17 protein-coding genes are annotated in these 17,817 nt (G+C 74.5%); 6 read left to right on the top strand and 11 right to left on the bottom strand.

Translation table 11 applies throughout. The annotated features are described in order from the left end of the window. Positions 1 to 3 precede the first annotated feature (3 nt). From AB0Q96_RS21055 to AB0Q96_RS21045, 3 genes are read right to left on the bottom strand one after another with little or no spacing between them, the layout of a single operon-like run. The gene (locus AB0Q96_RS21055; protein WP_365327549.1) at positions 4 to 1,017 is read right to left on the bottom strand and encodes a galactokinase; all 1,014 of its coding nucleotides are present in this window, start codon (positions 1,015 to 1,017) and stop codon (positions 4 to 6) included. Continuing rightward, complete coding sequence (locus AB0Q96_RS21050) at positions 1,014 to 1,508, bottom strand: NUDIX domain-containing protein (protein ID WP_365327547.1); 495 nt, start codon at positions 1,506 to 1,508, stop codon at positions 1,014 to 1,016. Before AB0Q96_RS21050 ends, AB0Q96_RS21055 begins: the two co-directional genes overlap by 4 nt. A gap of 59 nt (positions 1,509 to 1,567) precedes the next feature. Beyond that, the gene (locus AB0Q96_RS21045) at positions 1,568 to 2,659 is read right to left on the bottom strand and encodes an NAD-dependent epimerase/dehydratase family protein (protein ID WP_365327545.1); all 1,092 of its coding nucleotides are present in this window, start codon (positions 2,657 to 2,659) and stop codon (positions 1,568 to 1,570) included. Between the two features lie 254 nt (positions 2,660 to 2,913). Between AB0Q96_RS21045 and AB0Q96_RS21040 the strand changes: the two genes are divergently transcribed. Both AB0Q96_RS21040 and AB0Q96_RS21035 read left to right on the top strand, forming a co-directional pair. Then, on the top strand, positions 2,914 to 4,644 hold the full coding sequence (locus AB0Q96_RS21040; protein WP_365327543.1) for a hypothetical protein: 1,731 nt from the start codon (positions 2,914 to 2,916) through the stop codon (positions 4,642 to 4,644). Positions 4,645 to 4,703: 59 nt separating this feature from the next. Beyond that, positions 4,704 to 5,579 (top strand): glycosyltransferase, encoded by an 876-nt coding sequence (locus AB0Q96_RS21035; RefSeq protein WP_365327542.1) that lies wholly within the window; start codon positions 4,704 to 4,706, stop codon positions 5,577 to 5,579. 44 nt (positions 5,580 to 5,623) lie between these two features. On the opposite strand, the gene AB0Q96_RS21030 is transcribed toward AB0Q96_RS21035, so the two are convergent. Next, entirely contained in the window at positions 5,624 to 7,573 is a 1,950-nt protein-coding gene (locus AB0Q96_RS21030; RefSeq protein ID WP_365327540.1) for an ABC transporter permease, read from the bottom strand. A gap of 3 nt (positions 7,574 to 7,576) precedes the next feature. After that, positions 7,577 to 7,966, bottom strand: a complete 390-nt coding sequence (locus tag AB0Q96_RS21025; protein ID WP_365327538.1) for a helix-turn-helix transcriptional regulator — start codon at positions 7,964 to 7,966, stop codon at positions 7,577 to 7,579. A 215-nt stretch (positions 7,967 to 8,181) separates the two neighbouring features. Between AB0Q96_RS21025 and AB0Q96_RS21020 the strand changes: the two genes are divergently transcribed. Next, positions 8,182 to 9,414, top strand: a complete 1,233-nt coding sequence (locus AB0Q96_RS21020; RefSeq protein ID WP_365327536.1) for a molybdopterin molybdotransferase MoeA — start codon at positions 8,182 to 8,184, stop codon at positions 9,412 to 9,414. A 10-nt stretch (positions 9,415 to 9,424) separates the two neighbouring features. Here the strand turns inward: AB0Q96_RS21020 and AB0Q96_RS21015 are convergent, their stop codons facing one another. Together AB0Q96_RS21015 and AB0Q96_RS21010 are read right to left on the bottom strand one after the other, a co-directional pair. Continuing rightward, complete coding sequence (locus AB0Q96_RS21015; RefSeq protein WP_365327534.1) at positions 9,425 to 9,766, bottom strand: GNAT family N-acetyltransferase; 342 nt, start codon at positions 9,764 to 9,766, stop codon at positions 9,425 to 9,427. Between the two features lie 134 nt (positions 9,767 to 9,900). Further along, positions 9,901 to 10,833, bottom strand: a complete 933-nt coding sequence (locus AB0Q96_RS21010) for a pirin family protein (RefSeq protein ID WP_365327532.1) — start codon at positions 10,831 to 10,833, stop codon at positions 9,901 to 9,903. A 98-nt stretch (positions 10,834 to 10,931) separates the two neighbouring features. Between AB0Q96_RS21010 and AB0Q96_RS21005 the strand changes: the two genes are divergently transcribed. Then, a complete protein-coding gene (locus tag AB0Q96_RS21005; protein WP_365327530.1) occupies positions 10,932 to 11,435 on the top strand; it encodes a carboxymuconolactone decarboxylase family protein in 504 nt (167 codons plus the stop codon). A 189-nt stretch (positions 11,436 to 11,624) separates the two neighbouring features. Continuing rightward, on the top strand, positions 11,625 to 12,494 hold the full coding sequence (locus AB0Q96_RS21000) for a D-alanyl-D-alanine carboxypeptidase (RefSeq protein WP_365327528.1): 870 nt from the start codon (positions 11,625 to 11,627) through the stop codon (positions 12,492 to 12,494). A gap of 64 nt (positions 12,495 to 12,558) precedes the next feature. Here AB0Q96_RS21000 and AB0Q96_RS20995 read toward each other — a convergent pair whose 3' ends face one another. The 3 genes from AB0Q96_RS20995 to AB0Q96_RS20985 are packed head-to-tail and all read right to left on the bottom strand — an operon-like array spanning position 12,559 to position 15,960. After that, on the bottom strand, positions 12,559 to 13,530 hold the full coding sequence (locus AB0Q96_RS20995) for a quinone oxidoreductase (protein ID WP_365327526.1): 972 nt from the start codon (positions 13,528 to 13,530) through the stop codon (positions 12,559 to 12,561). 49 nt (positions 13,531 to 13,579) lie between these two features. Beyond that, the gene (locus AB0Q96_RS20990) at positions 13,580 to 14,641 is read right to left on the bottom strand and encodes a sulfotransferase (RefSeq protein ID WP_365327524.1); all 1,062 of its coding nucleotides are present in this window, start codon (positions 14,639 to 14,641) and stop codon (positions 13,580 to 13,582) included. Positions 14,642 to 14,673: 32 nt separating this feature from the next. Beyond that, complete coding sequence (locus AB0Q96_RS20985) at positions 14,674 to 15,960, bottom strand: MFS transporter (RefSeq protein WP_365327522.1); 1,287 nt, start codon at positions 15,958 to 15,960, stop codon at positions 14,674 to 14,676. Between the two features lie 56 nt (positions 15,961 to 16,016). On the opposite strand from AB0Q96_RS20985, the gene AB0Q96_RS20980 reads away from it, so the two are divergent. Continuing rightward, positions 16,017 to 16,652, top strand: a complete 636-nt coding sequence (locus AB0Q96_RS20980; RefSeq protein ID WP_365327520.1) for a helix-turn-helix domain-containing protein — start codon at positions 16,017 to 16,019, stop codon at positions 16,650 to 16,652. A 149-nt stretch (positions 16,653 to 16,801) separates the two neighbouring features. On the opposite strand, the gene AB0Q96_RS20975 is transcribed toward AB0Q96_RS20980, so the two are convergent. Further along, the gene (locus AB0Q96_RS20975) at positions 16,802 to 17,785 is read right to left on the bottom strand and encodes a class I SAM-dependent methyltransferase (RefSeq protein ID WP_365327518.1); all 984 of its coding nucleotides are present in this window, start codon (positions 17,783 to 17,785) and stop codon (positions 16,802 to 16,804) included. Positions 17,786 to 17,817: the final 32 nt, after the last annotated feature.

Below are 17,817 nucleotides of genomic sequence, written 5' to 3'. Positions count from 1 at the left end.
GGCTCAGCCCCCGTCCGCCGCGGGCACCGGCGCCCGCGGCGGCGTGCCCCGGACACCCGGCGCGGCCGTCGTCGGCAGCACCCGGGCCGCCGGGTGGGCGCCGTGCAGCGCACGGCGCAGCCGGTCCACCGTCTCCGCGAGCGCCTCCGCCCGGCAGACCCCGACCAGCGCGCCGCCTCCACCGGCCCCGCTGAGCTTCAGCGGCAGGCCGGCGGAGCGCCGCGCGGTCCGCCGCAGGTCCTCCAGCAGGGGCGTCGACATGCCCTGGTGGTCCCGCATGGCCACGTGGGCATCGGTCATCGCCGCCCCGAGCGCCGCCAGGTCCCGCCCGCGCAGCGCCTCCCACACGCGCTCCGACGCCCCGTCGGCCGCCCGCCGGTACGCGGCGAGCTCCGGGTCGCCGGCGGCGAGCTGCGCCCGCACGTCCCGGATGTGGTGCCGGGTGTCCTTGCGCGTCCCGGAGTCGACCACGACCACCCGCCACTCCTCGGGCAGGCCGAGCCGTTCCCGTACCACCGGGAGCCCCCGCTCGCGTCCGTCGAGCAGCAGCGCGCCGCCCTCGACGACCGCGAGATGGTCCATGCCCCCGCCGTGGAACCGGGCGAACTCGAACTCGTACGCCCACTGGGCGATCGTACGGTCGGAGGGCGCCGGGCGCCGCGACGCCAAGTCCGCCGTCCCGGCCCCGGCGAAGGCCCGGAACAGCGCCACGATCAGCGCCGTCGAGGAGGACAGGCCGCTCGCCGGGGGCGCCTCGCTGTGGACCAGGACCGGCGGCGGCACCGGCGCGAGGCCGGGGATCCGGCCCCGCAGGAAGGCCCACACCTCGTCCCGCCAGCCACCGTCCCCGTCCGCCGCCCCGCCGGCCTGGCCCGCGGCGCCCCGCGGCACGACCTCGACCGTGGTCGGCAGGGCGAGGGCGAGACTGACCGAACGCCCTCCGCCCAGCCAGTCCAGGTCCTCTCCCGACAGACACGCCCGGCACGGCACCACCGCGCGGATCGGATGCTCGCTCACCTCGCCTGGAACCTCCCTTCCTGATCGAACGCCCGGTACATCGACAGCACGACCCGCGTCGGCGGGTGCAGCGGGCCCGGCGGATCCCCGAGCGGCCGGAACTCCGCCCGGCGCACCTCGTCCGCCCCGGGCGCCAGCTCCCCGGACCAGCGCCGGGTCACGAAGCACAGCGCGAAACAGTGGGTGACGTCGCCGTTCGGATAGGTCAGCGTGTGCACGGCCGGGTCGGACAGCGACCCGAAGGCCACCAGGTCCGCCCGGTCCACCCGCAGCCCGGTCTCCTCGGACACCTCCCGCACGGCCGCGTCGGCGAAGTCCCCGTCCTCCTCGCAGGCGCCCGCGGGCAGCTCCCACACGCCGGTGTCGGCCCGCTGCTGGAACAGCCCGCGGCCCTCCGCGTCGAGCAGCAGGACCTGCGCGCCGGGGACGAGCAGCTTCCGCCGGCCCACCTTCTGACGCATCGACCAGATGTACGACCCGACGTAGCCCATGCCCGTACCGCCTCCTCCGGTGCCCGCCGCGGGGCGGGCGTCCACGGGGCCGCAGACTGTCACGCGCGGTCCTCCACCAGCCAGCGCGGCATGGCCTCCGGCGTGGCGAGCAGCCACCGCACGTACCGGTCCACACCCTCCGCCACGTCCACCCGGGCCCGCCAGCGCAGCAGTTCCGCGCACCGCTCGGTGTCGGCGTACCCGCCGAGCGGGTCGCCCTCGGGGCGCGGGGTGACGATCCGGCGCGCCCCGGGGAAGTATCCGGCGACCAGATCCGCCACCTCCCTCACCGAGGTCGGCACGCCCGTCCCCACGTTCACGGTCTGCTCCGCCATCCCCTCCTCCACCAGCGCGAGCGCGGTCGCCTCGGCGATGTCCTCGACGTGGACCAGGTCGCGGACCTGGACGCCGCCGCCGTTCAGGCGCATGGGGCGGCCGAGCCGGGCCTGGAGGGAGAGCCAGGGCACCATCCAGGAGTGGCTGCCCGGCTTCGGGATCTGCGGCTCCCCGTACACGGAGAAGTAGCGGACGACGGCGTACTCGCAGCCGGACTCCGCCCCCAGCATCAGCCGCGTCTGGTGCTCCGCCCACAGCTTGCCGTTGGCGTACACCGACAGCGGGAACAGCGCCTGGTCCTCGTGGAACACGTGCGGGCCGGGCGAGTCCGCCGGGCCGTCGCCGTACACGGACGCCGAGGAGACCAGCACCAGGCGCCGGACCCGGGCCCTGGCGGCCTCCTCCAGGACGACCTGGGTGCCCTGCACGTTGGCGCGGAACGCGATGTCGGGGCGGCGCGTGCAGGCGGCCACGTCCGCGTAGGCGGCGGCGTGGACCACGAAGTCGGCGTCCCGGAGCAGACCGGCGACCGCCGCCCGGTCGCACACGTCGCCGACGACGAGCCTCGCGCCCGTCCGTGCCACCCCGAACGTGGTGTGGGCCGACTCCGGATACGCGTCCATCCGGTCCAGGACGGCCACGTCGGCACCGACCCGGCGGAGCAGGGCGACGAGCCGGCTGCCGACCAGCCCACCGCCGCCGGTCACGACGACCCGGGCGTCGCGGAGCTTCTCCAGCCGGGACAGGACGGAGTCCCCGGCTGCGGTGCCCGTACCGTTCGTTCCGTTCGGTAACGCGTGCGATCCAGCGGACATGAACGTCCCTTCCGGGGCCGACGACGAACTCGGATGGCGAGCGGACACGCCCGCGGCCCTCGCGGCGGCCGGACCCAGGCGCGTCAGGTCAGCATCCGTGGCCCTCCTGTCACTCCGCCAGAGGGCGGATTCGGCACTCTTGCGAGGCTTTCGAGCCCTCCGTACTGTCCGGATCCGGCGGTCCCCACCGCGCCGCGACGCGGCCGGGGCACCGCCGAGTCGCCCCCGACTCCCACCGGAAGAGGAGAGACCGCGTGACACGTCATCGGCTCAGCGGGGTCGTCATGACCCACCCCAAGCGGCGCCTCTCCGCTGAGAGGATGGCTCTGGCCGCGCCTTCGGGCGCCCTGCGCGTGGTCATGGACCCGGACCCCACGGGCACTCCCTCGGTGCTGCGCACGGCGCTCGCCGCGTGGGAGGCGATCGAGGAAGGCGCCACACATCAACTGGTGGTCCAGGACGACATGGTGTTGTCCGAATCGTTCTTCGACCGGGTCCGGCTCGCGGTCGACGCGATGCCCGACGCGGCGCTCGCCCTCTTCGCCCTGTGGGACTCCCGCAACGGGGCCGCCGTCCGCTTCGGCGCCCTGGCCGGGGCCCGCTGGGTCGGCGCGGTCAACGAGTACTTCCCGTGCGTCGCGATCGTCCTGCCCCGGGCCGTCGCCGAGGGATTCGTGACCTACGGCCGCGAGCGGCTCGGCGGCTGGCCCGACGACATCCTGATGCACCGCTATCTGAAGGAGCACCGCGTCCCCCGCTACGTCTCCGTCCCCAGCCTCGCCGAGCACGAGGACCGCGGCTCCCTGTCGGGCAACGCCTTCCGGGGGCCGCGCCGCTCGGTCTGCTTCCTGCCCGGCGACCGGCCCGGCGACGAGGGGGCCCGGCTGACCGGCCTTGAGGTGCTGCCGTTCTTCAAGCACGGGGTCGCCCGCTGCGCGGTCCGGGTCGCCGGGCCCGGCCCCGAACGCTGGCTGCACATGGACGCCGAACAGTACCTGCGCGGGCGGGGCGTGCCCGGCTCGCTGCTGGTGCCGCCCGGCCCCGAGCGCGACGCCCCGGACGTCCGGGGCACCTGGCTCACCGCCCTCGCCATGGGGCACGAGGCCGCGCGGCGCGACCCGGACGGCCCGGCCCCCGGACCGGAACCGCGCCCCGAGGTGTACGCGGAGGCGATGGCCACGATCGGCACCGGCGGCATCAGCGACACCAGCACCGAGGAGCACCTCGCGGCGCGCCGCGCGAGCCTCGCGGCCGTGGCGCACCGGGCGCTGGCCGCCGGCCGCGAGGCCGTCGGGCGCCCGGCGGCCTCGCGGGCCCGCCGGAACGGCGGGCCGTCCGCAGCGGGCGGCGCGGCGCGGCGCGGCGGCCTGGTCGTGCGCGGCGGGGCGACACCGCTCGGCGAGCACCTCGCCCGGCGGCTGGCCGACCTGACCGGTGACACGGCGCCCGACGCCGTCGTCGACCTGACCGGCCTGCGGGTGGGCGCCCCGGAACGGCAGCTGACGATCCGGCCGGGCGGCGAGGTCCAGCCGTACACCCTCAGGGTCGGCGAGGTGTACGGACCCGGCTGCTCCCGGCACACCCTCATCGGGCGCATGGTGTGGGACGCCCTGCGCAGCCGGCCGGTCGTCGTGGAGGGCGGCCGGGACGCCGAGGTGTACCCGGTGTACGTCGACGACCTCGCCGACGCCGTGGTGGCGGTGCTCCGCGAGCGGCCGGGACCGCGCACCCTGACCGTCGCGGGAGAGAAGGCCCGCACGAGGGGCGAGCTGGCGCGGGCGGTGCACGCCGCCGTCCGGCCCGTACCGGTACGGGAGGTGGCGTCGGGGCCGGTCCGCCGGCCGTCGGTACCGCGGGCGCCGGGCCCGGACTTCGCGGACGGGCCCCGCCCGCCCGCGTGGGCACCCGCGACGGGTGCGGGGAAGGGACTGCACGCGTTCGCGCAGTGGCTGGCGTACGAGGGAACGCTCCTGAGTGCCGATTGAGGAGCGGGAGGCGGGCGGCGTTAGCATCGGCACGTCGCCGACAACTGGAGTTCACCGTCATGCCTTTGCCGCGCATCGGAGTCGTCATCGTCACCATGGGCAACCGCCCACGGGAGCTGGAGGCGCTGCTCGCTTCGGTGGAGCGGCAGGACGTCCCGGCGACGCGGGTGGTCCTGGTGGGCAACGCGACGCCGCTGACCGACGTCGTGACGGACGCGACCAAGATCCCGCTGACCGAGAACCTGGGCTGCCCCGGCGGTCGCAACGTCGGTCTGGAGCTGCTGCGCGACGCGGGCGAGGTGGACGTCGTCGTCGAGCTCGACGACGACGGCCTGCTCATCGCCGACGACGTGTTCCGCAGGGTCCAGCGGCTCTTCGCGGAGGACTCGAAGCTGGGCATCGTCGGCTTCCGGGTGGCCGACGAGCACGGCCACACCGAGCGGCGCTGGGTGCCCCGGCTGCGGGCGGACGACCCGATGCGCGGCGGTCCGGTGACCGCCTTCCTCGGTGGCGGTCACGCCTTCTCGATGCCGATGCTGCGTCAGACCGGCCTGTGGGCGGGGGAGTTCTTCTTCGGGCACGAGGAGTCCGACCTGGCCTGGCGTGCCCTGGACGCCGGCTGGAAGATCGTCTACGAACCGGAGCTGGTCCTCCAGCACCCCAAGACCTCCCCGGCCCGGCACGCGGTCTACTATCGCAACACCGCCCGGAACCGGGTGTGGCTGGCCCGTCGCCGGCTCCCGGTCCCGCTGATCCCGGTCTACCTCGGCGTCTGGATCCTCATCACCCTGCTCCGCACCCGCGAGGCCGCGGGCCTCAAGGCCTGGTGGGGCGGCTTCTTCGAGGGCGTCCGGCGCTCCTGCGGACCGCGCCGGGCGATGCGCTGGAGCACGGTCTGGCGCATGACCCGGCTGGGCCGCCCGCCGATCCTCTGACCCGGGGCGCGCCGGACCCGGCGCTGGGACGCGGACGGCGGCGGTCAGAGCGTGACGACGGTCGTCTCCGTGGCCTTGACGCCGATCCAGACGGGTACCCCGTCGGCGAGGCCGAGTTCGGCGGCGGCGGCCGGGGTGATCTCGGCGACGAGGTCGGGTGCCTGGTCCGAGGTGACCAGGACGCGGAGCCTGCTTCCGCTCGCCGTGATCTCGCGGACCGTCCCGGGCCAGACGTTACGGGGGCTGCCGGCCGGCTTCTCCCGGTGCAGGGACACCGCCTCGGGGGCCACGATGGCGAGCGCGGGCGTGCCGGGAGGCGGGGGTTCGGCCGCGACGAGGGTGCCGCCGCCGTCGAGCGCGACGCCGTCCGGGGTGGCGGTGCCCGGCCAGGCGTTGCGGCCGAGCATGCGCGCGACCCACGGGGAGCGGGGGTGGCGGGCCACCTCGGCCGGCTCCGCGTCCTGCACCGCGCGCCCGTCCTCCAGGACGAGGACGCGGTCGGCGAGGGAGACGGCCTCGACCGGGTCGTGCGTGACGATCAGGCAGACGCCGCCGAAACCGGCGAGGTGGCTGCGCAGGGTGTGCCGTACCTGTCCCCGGGTGGTCTGGTCGAGGGCGGCGAGCGGCTCGTCGAGGACGAGGAGCCGGGGGCGGGCGGCCAGCGCGCGGGCCAGGGCCACGCGTTGGGCCTGGCCGCCGGAGAGCTGGGCGGGACGGCGCTGCGCCAGGTGCCCGACGCCGAGGCGGTCGAGCCAGCCCTGGGCCTCGCGGCGGGCCTCCGCGCGCGGCACGCCCTGGGCGCGCAGGCCGTACGCGGTGTTGGCGAGCGCGGTCAGGTGCGGGAACAGGGCGCCGTCCTGCGGGACCCAGGCGACGCGCCGCCGGTGCGGGGGCAGGGCCGTGACGTCGGTGCCGCCGAGGGCGAGGTCCGCGTGGGAGCGCGGGGTCAGGCCGAGGAGGGCCCGGAGCAGCGTGGTCTTGCCGGCGCCGTTGGGCCCCACCACGGCGATCGTGGTGCCGGGTCCGGCGTCCAGGGTGAGCCGGGTGTAGCCGGTGACCTCGGCGTGCAGGGACCAGCGTTCGTCGGGCGGCGCGGGCCGGAGGTCCTCCGGCGTCGGCCCGCCGGCGGGCGCCGGGGCGGGCGATGCGTCGGTGTCCGGTTCGGGCGCCGCGCGGCGGGTCCGGTCCGCCGGGGTGCCCGTCCAGCGCCCCCGCAGGGCGATCAGCACGCCCATCGCGATGGCGAGAAGCAGCAGCGAGACCGAGGTCGCCGCCTCGGGAGCGTCCTGGAGCAGGAGGTAGACCTGGAGGGGGAGGGTCTGGGTGGTCCCGGGCAGGTTCCCGGCGAAGGTGATCGTCGCGCCGAACTCGCCGAGCGCCCGCGCCCAGGTCAGCGCCGCGCCCGCGACGACCCCGGGCGCCACCATCGGCAGCGTCACGGTGAAGAAGACCCGGACCGGCGAGGCACCGAGCGAGGCCGCCGTCTCCTCGTACCGGGGGCGCAGACCGCCCAGCGCGCCCTCCAGGCTGATCACCAGGAACGGCATCGCGACGAAGGTGGCCGCCAGGACGGCGCCGGACGTGTGGAACGGCAGGGTGATCCCGAACGTGGACTCCAGCCAGGGCCCGAGGAGTCCGCGCCGCCCGAACGCGAGCAGCAGCGCCACGCCGCCGACGGTCGGCGGCAGCACCATCGGGAGCAGCACCAGCGAGCGCACGAACGCCTTGCCCCGGAACGGGACCCGGGCCAGCAGCCAGGCGAGCGGCACCCCGAGCAGGAGCGAGAGGCCGAGGGCCCAGAAGGAGACGAGGAGGGACAGCCGCAGGGCCTCGACGGTGCCCGGAGCGGTGAGGTGGGCGGCGAGTTCGCTCCACTCGGTCCGTACCAGGATGCCGAGGAGAGGGAGCCCGAGGAAGGCCACGGCCGCCAGCGCGGGCAGCGCCAGCAGGAGCGGCGGACGGGCGCCGGACGTACGGCGGCCTGCTCGTTTCATCGGTCAGGTCCGGTCTACGTGAACGCTGGTCGACTTCACGCGGGCGGTGGCCCGCATGCCGACCTCCAGTCCCAGTTCCTCCACGGCCTCGCGGGTGAGGAGGGAGACCAGCCGGTGCGGACCGGCCTGGATCGTCACCTGGGCCGCGATGTCGCCCAGTTTGATCGCGGTGACGATGCCGGGGAACGCGTTGCGGGCCGAGGTGTACGACACGTCCTCGCCGTCGCCCTGCGCGAGTTCGGCGGAGAACGCGGCCAGCGACTTCCCGTCGATCACGCGCCGGCCGCTCTCGTCGCGGTGCGTCGCGACCCGGCCCGCGTCGGCCCAGCGCCGCGCGGTGTCCGGGCTGACGCCCAGCAGACGTGCCGCCTGCCCGATGGTGTAGGACTGCATGGTCGACACCGTAGGGCGCTCAGCCTCGCATCTGCAAGAAAGCCGTACGAGTCTCCATCGCGAATGAGAGTCGGTTTGGAGGAACGGACAGGGGCCGGACGCGAGGGGAGGGCGCCGGGCCTCACCGGTGCGGGGCGCGGGCGGTGAGGGGGACGGCGCGCCCGGGACATCGCTCCCGCGGTCGCCGGAAACACCCGGCTCGGACACTGGGCGCCATGCCGCCCCTCACGCACCCGCTCCCCCCGGTGCCCGCCGCCGCACCCGTACCCCCGTCCCCGCACGAGCCCCGGGCGGTGTCCTGGGCAGAGGCCCGCGCGCTGGCGCACGGCGCGGCGCGGCGCCCGGTGCGGAGCGTCCTCGTGCCGCTCCGGGACGCGGCCGGATCGACGCTCGCCGAGGATCTGCGGACGCCCCGGCCCGTCCCGGCCTTCGACACGGCGGCCATGGACGGCTTCGCCGTGTCCGGTCCGGGTCCGTGGGCGATCCGGGGCGTCGTACGGGCCGGGTCGGACCGGCCGGGCGAGCTGGGCGCGGGCGAGGCCGTGGCGATCTCCACCGGGGGCCCCGTTCCGTGCGGGGCGGACGCCGTGCTGCCGAAGGAGCTGGCCGTGCTCGACGGCGACGGCCGGGTGCTCGGACCCGTGCCGGAGGCGGGCCGGCACATCCGGCGGGCGGGCGAGGACGCGGCGGCCGGGGAGTGCCTCGCCCCGGCCGGAACGCGGGTCGGCCCGGCGCTGATCGGGATCGCGGCGGTCTGTGGCCACGACACCCTGCCCGTCCGCCCGAGGCCCCGGGTCGCGCTGCTGGTCAGCGGCGACGAACTGGAGGTCGCGGGGATCCCGGGGCCGGGCCGGGTGCGGGACGCGCTGGGTCCGCTGCTGCCCGCCCTGGTGGCCGAACTCGGCGGCGAGGCGCCGACGGTCCGCCACGTACCCGACCGGCCCGAGGGGGGCCTCGCCGCGGCCGTGCACGCGGCACGGGACGCCGAGGTCGTCGTGGTCACCGGCTCCACCTCGGTCGGCGACACCGACCAGCTCCGGCGCCTGCTCGCCGACGCCGGGGCCCGCCGGGTGGTCGACACGGTCGCCTGCCGCCCGGGCCACCCCATGCTGCTCGCCGAACTCCCCACCGGGCGCCTGGTGGTGGGGATGCCCGGCAACCCGTACGCGGCCCTGGTCGCCGCCCGCACCCTGCTCGGCCCCCTGCTCGCCGGGCTGTCGGGGCGGGCGCTCGCCCCTCTCTTGTGCCTGCCGGTGCGGGGCCGGGCGGGGACGGCGGCGGGGTCGACCCGGCTGGTCCCGGTCGCCTGGGCGGGCGGCGAGGCCCGGATCGTCGCCGGTCACGGCGCCGCGTTCCTCCGGGGCGCGGCCCTGGCGGACGCCCTGGCCGCGCTGCCGCCGGGGTGGCGCGACGGGGATCCGGCGCCGCTGCTGCCGCAGCACGGCTGAGGGTCCGGCGTCAGCGCCCGAGCTGGGCGTCCAGCCAGGAGAGGACCTCGGGGGTCACGGGGTCGGTGATGTCGGCGAACTCCTCGTGCTTCTTGAGGAACTTGGCCACGTACGGGCAGACGGGGACGATCCGCAGGCCGGAGGCGCGGACGTCGTTCAGGGCGTTCTCGACGAGGATCGAGGCGAGGCCCTGGCCCGCGTAGGCCTCGTCGACCTCGGTGTGGAAGAACACCCGGCGGTCGTCGCGGTCGCGGTACGCGGTGAGGCCCGCGCGCTGCTCGTCGACGAGGATCTCGTAACGGTGGCGGGCGTCGACGCGACGGACGACGGGGGTGGAGGTCTGCTCGCTCATGGGGGTTTCGGTCCTTCCGGGTGGGGCGGGTTCCGTACGGGGTGCGGAGTGGGCTGAGTAGGTGGAGTGGGTGGAGGGGTGGAGTGCGGCCGTGCGCGGGCCGGGTCCGCGGGGTCGGGAGCGGGGCTCTTCGTTCAGGGGGTGCGCGGGGTGCGCGGGTTCCTGCGGGGGGTGATCACGGCGTTCGGCAGGGCGGGGGCCGGGAGGCGGTCGCCGGGGTAGCTGTCGACCTCGCCGAAGCGGTCGGAGGCCCGCTCCCACTCCTCCCGGGCCGTCACGATGTCCTGGTGGTCGCGGCCGATGAAGTTCCACCACATCACGATCTCCTCCTCGAACGGCGGGCCGCCGAGCAGGACCGTCCGGGCCGTGCGGCCGGAGGTGTTGGTGAGGGTGACCGAGGTGCGTCCGGGGGCGGCGTAGCCGAGTTCGGCGGGGCGGAGCGGCGTGCCGTCGAAGTGGACGTCGCCCTCGTCGACGAGCAGGCCGTGCTCGAAGTCCGGGTCGACGTCCAGGGTGACGGTGGCTCCGGCGTCGAGCAGCAGCTCGGCTCCGAGGAGCGGTGTGAAGGTGCCGACCGGGGAGGTGTCGCCGGCCAGCGTGCCGAGGAAGACCCGGAGCTCGGCGCCGTCGACGCGGAACGGCTTCGGCGCGTGGTGCTGGAAGTCGCGCGGCGCGTGGCGGTGCGCGTCGGGCAGGGCCACCCACAGCTGGACGCCGTGCAGGACGGTGGTGGAGGGGGTGGAGACCTCGGTGTGGGCGATGCCGTGACCACCGGTCATGAGGTTGATCTCGCCGGGCCGTACGAAGGCGTGGGTGCCGAGGCTGTCGCGGTGCTCGATCTCCCCGGTGAAGAGCCAGCTGACGGTCTGCAGGCCGGTGTGCGGGTGCGGGGCCACGTCCATGCCGCCGGACTCGGCGACCCGGTCGGGTCCGTAGTGGTCGGCGAAGCACCAGGCGCCGATGAGGGTCCGGGCCCGCTGCGGCAGGGTGCGCCGTACGGTCATCGCCCGCGGTCCGCCCAGCGGGACGTCGCGGGCGGTGAGGACCTCGACCTTCGTATGATCCATTTCCCCGGCCTTCTCTCCACCATATAGTTTCGTTTTCAACTATGATGGGTGATCATAGTCCCGACGGCAACCTACGACAACACGCGAAGGAGCACAGGGTGACCGAGACGCCTCAGAGCACGGCGGCGGCCCACCGGGCGAACGGCCGGATCCTCCTGGACAAGCAGAGCCCGGCCGCCTACCGGGCGCTGGTGGGCACCGCGGAGGCGGTCCGCGCGACGGCCGCCGACGCGGGCCTCGACCGGATCCTGGTCGAACTGGTCAACCTGCGCGTGTCCCAGATGAACGGCTGCGCCTCCTGCCTCGACGCGCACACCCGGGCCGCGCTGCGCGCCGGGGAGAGCACGCGGCGGCTCGGCGTGCTCGCCGCCTGGCGGGACACCGAACTCTTCACCGCCCGCGAGCGCGCGGCCCTCGCCCTGGCCGAGGCCACCACCCACCCCGCCGACGCGCTCGCCCAGGAGCGCGCCTACGCGGAGGCCCGCGAGGTCCTCACCGACGACGAGCTCTCCGGGGTGCTCTGGGTGGCCGTCACCATCAACGCCTTCAACCGGGTCTCGATCCTCAGCAAGCACCCCGTCCGGGAGGTTCCCGGCCGCTGAGCCGGACCCTGACGGTCCCTCGGTCGCCGACGCGCGGCCGAGCCGCCCGAGAAATGCGAGCTACGTCACGTCCCCGGCCGTGCATCCCTGTGGGCCACTCGTGCATCTTGTGTGCGCGAGGTCCACGCGGACCCGTGTGACGACGACTCCTAGCAAGGGCGAAACATTTTGATATCCACCACTCTGGGCGTGCGCCGTGCCGTGACCGTCGCGGTCACGACCTCCGCCGTCCTGGCCGGCGGCCTGTTCGCCGGCCAGGCTCAGGCCGCGGCGCCGCCCGTCCCGTCCATCACCGCCCCCGGCGGCTTCGTGATGAACAACGGGACGGGTGCGGCGCTGTTCGGCAAGGCCGCGGACACCCGCAGGTCGACCGGCTCCACCACGAAGATCATGACCGCGAAGGTGGTGCTGGCCCAGCGCGGCCTGAACCTCGACACCAAGGTCACGATCGACAAGGCGTACAGCGACTACATCGTCGCCAAGAACGCCTCCTCGGCCCGGCTCATCGTCGGCGACAAGGTGACGGTCCGCCAGCTCCTTTACGGTCTGATGCTGCCCTCGGGCTGCGACGCCGCCTACGCGCTGGCCGACAAGTTCGGCACCGGCACCACCCGGGCGGCCCGGGTGAAGTCGTTCATCGGCAAGATGAACGACGAGGCCCGCAAGCTGGGCATGCGGAACACGCACTTCGACTCGTTCGACGGGATCAGCAACGGGTCGAACTACTCGACCCCGCGCGACCTGACGAAGCTGGCGAGCAGCGCGATGAAGGACGCCACCTTCCGCACCGTCGTCAAGACGAAGTCGACGACGCAGAAGGTCACCACCAGGACCGGTGGTTACCGGAACATGGCGTGGACCAACACGAACAAGCTGCTGAGCACCTACAGCGGCGCGATCGGCGTGAAGACCGGCTCCGGCCCGCAGGCCAAGTACTGCCTCGTCTTCGCCGCCACCCGCGGCACCAAGACGGTCGTCGGCGCGGTGCTCGGTGCGCCGAACGAGACGAACCGCGCGACCGACGTGAAGAAGCTGCTGGACTACGGCTTCGCCAAGTAGCCGTGACGGAGGCGGCCGGTGCCCTGGTGCGCCGGCCGCCTTCCCGTTTCCCGGCGGGCCGGGTTCAGGCGCAGGTCAGCACCGTCTTGGCGATCGTCGCGCGGGCTTCGAGGGCCGCGTGGGCGGACGCCGCGTCGGACAGCGGCAGGCGCCGGCCGATCCGCGCCGTGAGGCTCCCGTCGCGGACCAGTCGCAGTACGGCCGTTCCCCGGCGCAGGAGTTCCGCGCGGTCCTGGATGTGGTGGGCCAGGTTCGGGCGGGTGACGAACACGGACCCCGCGGCGTTGAGGCGCTGCAGGTCGAACGGGGGGACCGGGCCGCCGGACTGGCCGTAGACCGCCAGGACTCCCCGCGGGCGCAGCGCCGCCAGGCTCTCGTCGAAGGTCGGACCGCCGATGCCGTCGAAGACCGCGGCGGCGCCGAGACCTCCGGAGTGCCGCCGCACCGCCGCGAGCAGCGCGCCCGGCCGGTAGTCGACGACCTCGGCCGCGCCCGCCGCCCTCGCCGCCTCCGCCTTCTCCTCGGTCGACGCCGTGCCGATCACCGTGCCGCCGCGCAGCCGGACGAGCTGGGTCAGCAGCATGCCGACGCCGCCCGCCGCGGCGTGCACGACGACGGTGTCGCCGGGCTCGACCGGATACGTGTCGTGGCACAGGTAGTGCGCGGTCATGCCCTGGAGCAGCGTGGCGGCGGCCTGTTCGGCGGCCAGTCCGGCCGGCACCGGCACCAGCCGGTCGGCGGTCAGCGGCGCGTACTCGGCGTACGCGCCCGGCAGGTTCGCCCAGGCGACCTCGTCGCCGACGGCGACCTCGCGCACCCCGGGCCCGAGCTCGACCACGGTGCCGGCGCCCTCCTGCCCCGGGACGAAGGGCAGTTCGTGCGGGTAGAGACCGGAACGGAGGTAGACGTCGATGTAGTTGACGCCCGCGGCGGCGATCCGTACCAGCGCCTCGCCCGGTCCCGGCGAGGGGCGGGGCAGGTCGACGAGCTCCAGCACCTCGGGGCCGCCGGGCCGGCCGACCCGTATCGCTCTCATGGCCGCGATCGTACGACGGGGGTCCGCCGCCGGGCGAGGGGCGGGCGGGTCAGCGGCCGTCATAGCCGGCCTCTTCGGCGAGCTCGCGGACCAGCGGCAGGACCTGGCGGATCTCGTTCTCGTGCCGGCGCCACTTGTCGGGGTCGGGCCGGGTCTGGGTCATCACCACGGGGAGGTCGCGGCGGCCCCAGGCGTCGGCGAAGGGCAGGTCCACCGCCCCGGCGACGGCCTCCATCGTGGCCACCGGGTCGGCCTGGACGTCCTCGTAGCGCACGAGCACGGCGTTACCGGTGGGGACGAGGGCCTCGGCGGCGTCCAGGACGGCCCGGTTGTGGGCCACCCAGTTGCGGGCGCAGACCTCGGCCAGGGTCAGGTCCACCCAGTCCCGCCAGCCGGGCGGCAGGCTCAGGTTCCACCACTGCTCGCCCCACGGGAACACGTCGGAGTAGCCCTTGATGCGCAGCGGCTCCGGCACCGGGTAGGAGAAGAACATCCGGGGGTTGAGCCAGGCGTCCATCAGGGAGCCGATGCTGGTGCGCGGATCGCGGACGACGAAGACGTACTTGGCGTCCGGGTAGAGGGCCTGGAGGAAGGGGATCCGGAAGCAGGACTGGATGCTCTTCTCCACCAGCCGTATGCCGTCGGCGAGTTCGGCCTCCGTGGGGCGCGGGCCGCGAGGCGGGAAGCAGAACGGGGTGATCTCGTCGAGCTCGCCGCCGTCCCGCGTGGTGGGCGGACCCTCGGGCAGCTCGCCGGGGAAGCGCTCCTTGAGGGCCTTGAGCGGCACGTCATAGTAGTACGGCTGGGGGCCCTGCGCGCTGATGAAGTCGAGGTAGTCCAGCTTGTCGTCGACGGTCCACTCGGCGCCGGGCCGGCGCGCGGCGGCGAGCAGGTCGGCGTTCAGCCGGGCCGCCACCTCGGGGGTCGCGTCGGAGGCGTCCAGGGCGTTGGAGTGCCAGCCGCGCCGGCTGGGGTGCAGCTCGCCGCGTTCCCAGATCGGCTTGCCCTCGCGGCCGATGCTCCAGACGTGCTCGCTGCGTTCGATCAGGCTGCGGACCAGGCTGGTGCCGGACCGGGGGTGGCCGACGATGAAGATGGGCTGCTTGAGCATGGCTGAGGTCGCTTTCGTGAGGAGGCGGGTTCTCATGCGGGCCAGCGAGCGGATCTGACGTGCCGGTTCGCGAGCCCGGCCACGGTGATGAGGGCCTGGACGCCGGCGATGAGCGTGATGGCGCCGGTGACGCCGAGGAACTGCAGGGCCAGACCGCCGACCAGGGAGCCGAGCGGCGATCCGGCGCCGATGAGCGTGATGGTCGCGGCGATGGCCCGGCCGCGCCGGTGGTCCGGGGTCTGCCGGAAGATCATGATGTCGACGAGGATCTTCAGCGCCGGCAGCCCGAGGGCCGCCAGGGTCAGCATCGCGAAGACCCAGGCGGGTCCGAGCGGGAGCGCCAGCAGGGCCACCGCGACGGTGGTGAGCGTGGACGCGGAGAGGAGCAGCGCGCCGGGGCCGAGCACCCGGTGGAGCCGTGGCACCAGCGCCGATCCGACGAGCATGCCGACGGCCGTGCCGGACAGGGCCAGACCGATGGTGCCGGGGGAGTGGTCCTGCTTCTGCAGGGTCACCATCACCATGAGGATCGCGGCGGTGATGCTGAAGTAGAAGATGCTGATCAGGAGCAGCGCGGACCGCAGCAGCCGGTCGCCGAGCAGTTCGACCAGGCCGGAGAAGGCGGTGGTCAGCGGGCCGAGCGCGCTCTTCCTCCCGTCGGGCGCCGACGCGGTGGCCCCGGCCTCCGGCTCCTCGGGCTCCGACTTCGGCACCCGGATGAGCAGGGCGCAGAGGAAGGAGATCACGAAGCCGGCGATCGCGGCGACGAAGGGGAAGGTGCGGGAGACCAGGTAGAGCGCGCCGCCCAGGGGCGGTCCGGCGAGGGCGGCGGCTCCGCTGCGGGCCTCGTCCTGGCTGAGCGCCGCCGTCAGCTGATGGTCCGGCACCACGGCGCGGATCAGCAGCATCCGGGCCGGTGCGCCGAAGGCCGTTCCGGTGCCCAGGACGACCGCGGCGAGCATCAGGAGTCCGAAGTCCGCCCGGCCGGCCAGCAGGGCGAGGACGATGAACGTGAGGGTGAGCGCCCGGACCGCCTCGGAGATCAGCAGGATGCGGCGCCGGTCCCACCGGTCGACGACCACGCCGGCCGGCAGTCCGACCAGGAGGGCGGTGCCGATCTGGACGAAGCCGAACAGGCCGGCCAGCGCGGGTGACCCGGTGAGGGACATGATCAGGAGGGGATAGGCGACTTCCACGGTTTCCAGGCCGAGGTTGGCCGCCGCCGCCCCGATCCACAGAATTTGGAAGCGCCGGTTTCGGCGCAGGGGTGTCGGTGTGGGAAGAGTCGCGCTATCACTCTGATGTAAGCGTTCACTCATGCGTGAAAGGTAGCATGGTCGTGAATGGTTCGCTACGAGGAAACGGAGATGGGTTCATGGCTGAAGACGCCGACGCGGTGACGGTCGTCCGCGAAGTGGACGACGTGGAGACGCTGAAGGCCCTGTCCGACCCGCTGAGGCTGGCGATCCTGCGCACGATGATGAGCGACGTACGCGCCGCGCACCGGGTGAAGGACATCGCCCGGCTGCTCGACCAGCCGCCCACCCGGCTCTACCGGCACATCAAGGTGCTGGAGGCGGCGGGCCTGATCAAGGTGGCGCAGACCCGGATGGTCTCCGGGATCCAGGAGAGCCAGTACCAGGTGGCGCAGTTCGCCCTGCGGCTGAGCCGGGACCTGCTGGCCGCGCCGGGCAACGCGGGCGAACTCGCCGACGCGTTCGCGGCCACGCTGAACGACTTCCGCGACCGCCTCGTACGGGACATCATCAGCGGCCGCTTCCAGCCCGAGCCCGACCCCGGGGCCGCCGAGCGGACCGACCCGCTGGGCCCGATGGTCGTCGCGCTGGACCGCCGGCTCACACCGGAGCGGGCCGTCGAGTTCCGGTCCCGCCTGACCGCGCTGATGGAGGAGTTCAACCGCCCCGACGACGAGGAGAAGGCCGTCGTCCCGGTCGAGTTCCTGATGATGTTCTGGGCGCCCAAGGAGCCCACCGGGGACACCCCCGCGTAGGCGCGGGCCCCCACGGGCGGCGGGCGGCTCCCGCACCCGTACACGTGAAGGCGCCCTCGGTGCCCGGCCGTGGAGGCCGGACGCCGAGGGCGCCCCTGGTGCGGGTCAGGGCCGCCGGACGGCCGCCCCCACCCTCGTACCCGACCGGCTCACTTGGTCGCGATGAAGAGCCGGCCGCCGGGGAACCGGTGCGGTACGCACTCGGCCCGCTCGAAACCGGCCTGCCGGAAGCGGGCCAGCCAGTCCTCCTCCGGAGGCAGCGTCACGTTCATGAACCCGGCGTGCAGGTAGGTGAAGAGCGCGCTGAACCGGCGCTCGCGCTCCGCCGACGCGTACGGCACGGCGTCGGTGATCGCCATGATGCCGCCCGGACGCAGCGCCTCCCGGCACCGGCGCAGCACGCGGTCGAAGACGTCGCCCTCCTGCACGATGTCGTGGAAGACGAACCCGGCGTGGATGACGTCGGCGCCCGCCACCGGACCCGGGTCGTCGGCGATGGACTGGATCGGGCGCTCCACCACCGTGAGCCGCTCGCCGACCCCCGCGGCCAGCGCCGCGCGGGACGCCTCCTGGCACGCGCCCGCGCTCATGTCCAGGGCCACCCCGGTGCTCTCCGGCAGCCGCCCGAGCAGGTCGATCAGCAGGCCGGCGGCCCCGGCGCCGAGGTCGACGATCCGCTTCGGGCGCGCCCCCAGGATCACCTCGGTGGCGGCCGGGTAGAAGCCCTGGCTGCCGATCCACCGGGAACTGACCGCCACCTCGCGCCCGTCGCGGCTGTACTGCGCCGCCGCGGCGGCCGGGTCGCGGAGGAACTCGGCGGGGTGCTGCACGTACGGCTGGTTGGCCCGCAGCGACCAGGTGAGGTAGCCGGACTGGTGGATCCGGTCGGCGAAGTCGTCCGCGACCCGGAACTCCTTGACGCCGGTCGGCACCAGCAGCGCCGCGGCGACCAGGGTGGCCAGGAAACCGTCCATGCCCTCTTCCGGCACGTCCGCGGCCACGGCCAGCTCGGCCGCGGTGACCGGGTCGCCGCGCTCCAACAGCGGGACGATCCCCAACCGGTCGGCCATCTCCAGCAGGGTGGCGACGGCGGCGAGATCGGCTGCGGTCTCCGGGGTGCTGATGCTTGACATCGGGCTCTCCCACTCCATTTCGACGGTCATCG

It is taken from the genome of Streptomyces sp. NPDC093111, assembly GCF_040683955.1.
Classification (GTDB): domain Bacteria; phylum Actinomycetota; class Actinomycetes; order Streptomycetales; family Streptomycetaceae; genus Streptomyces.
This window is presented reverse-complemented; position numbering and strand designations above follow the sequence as displayed.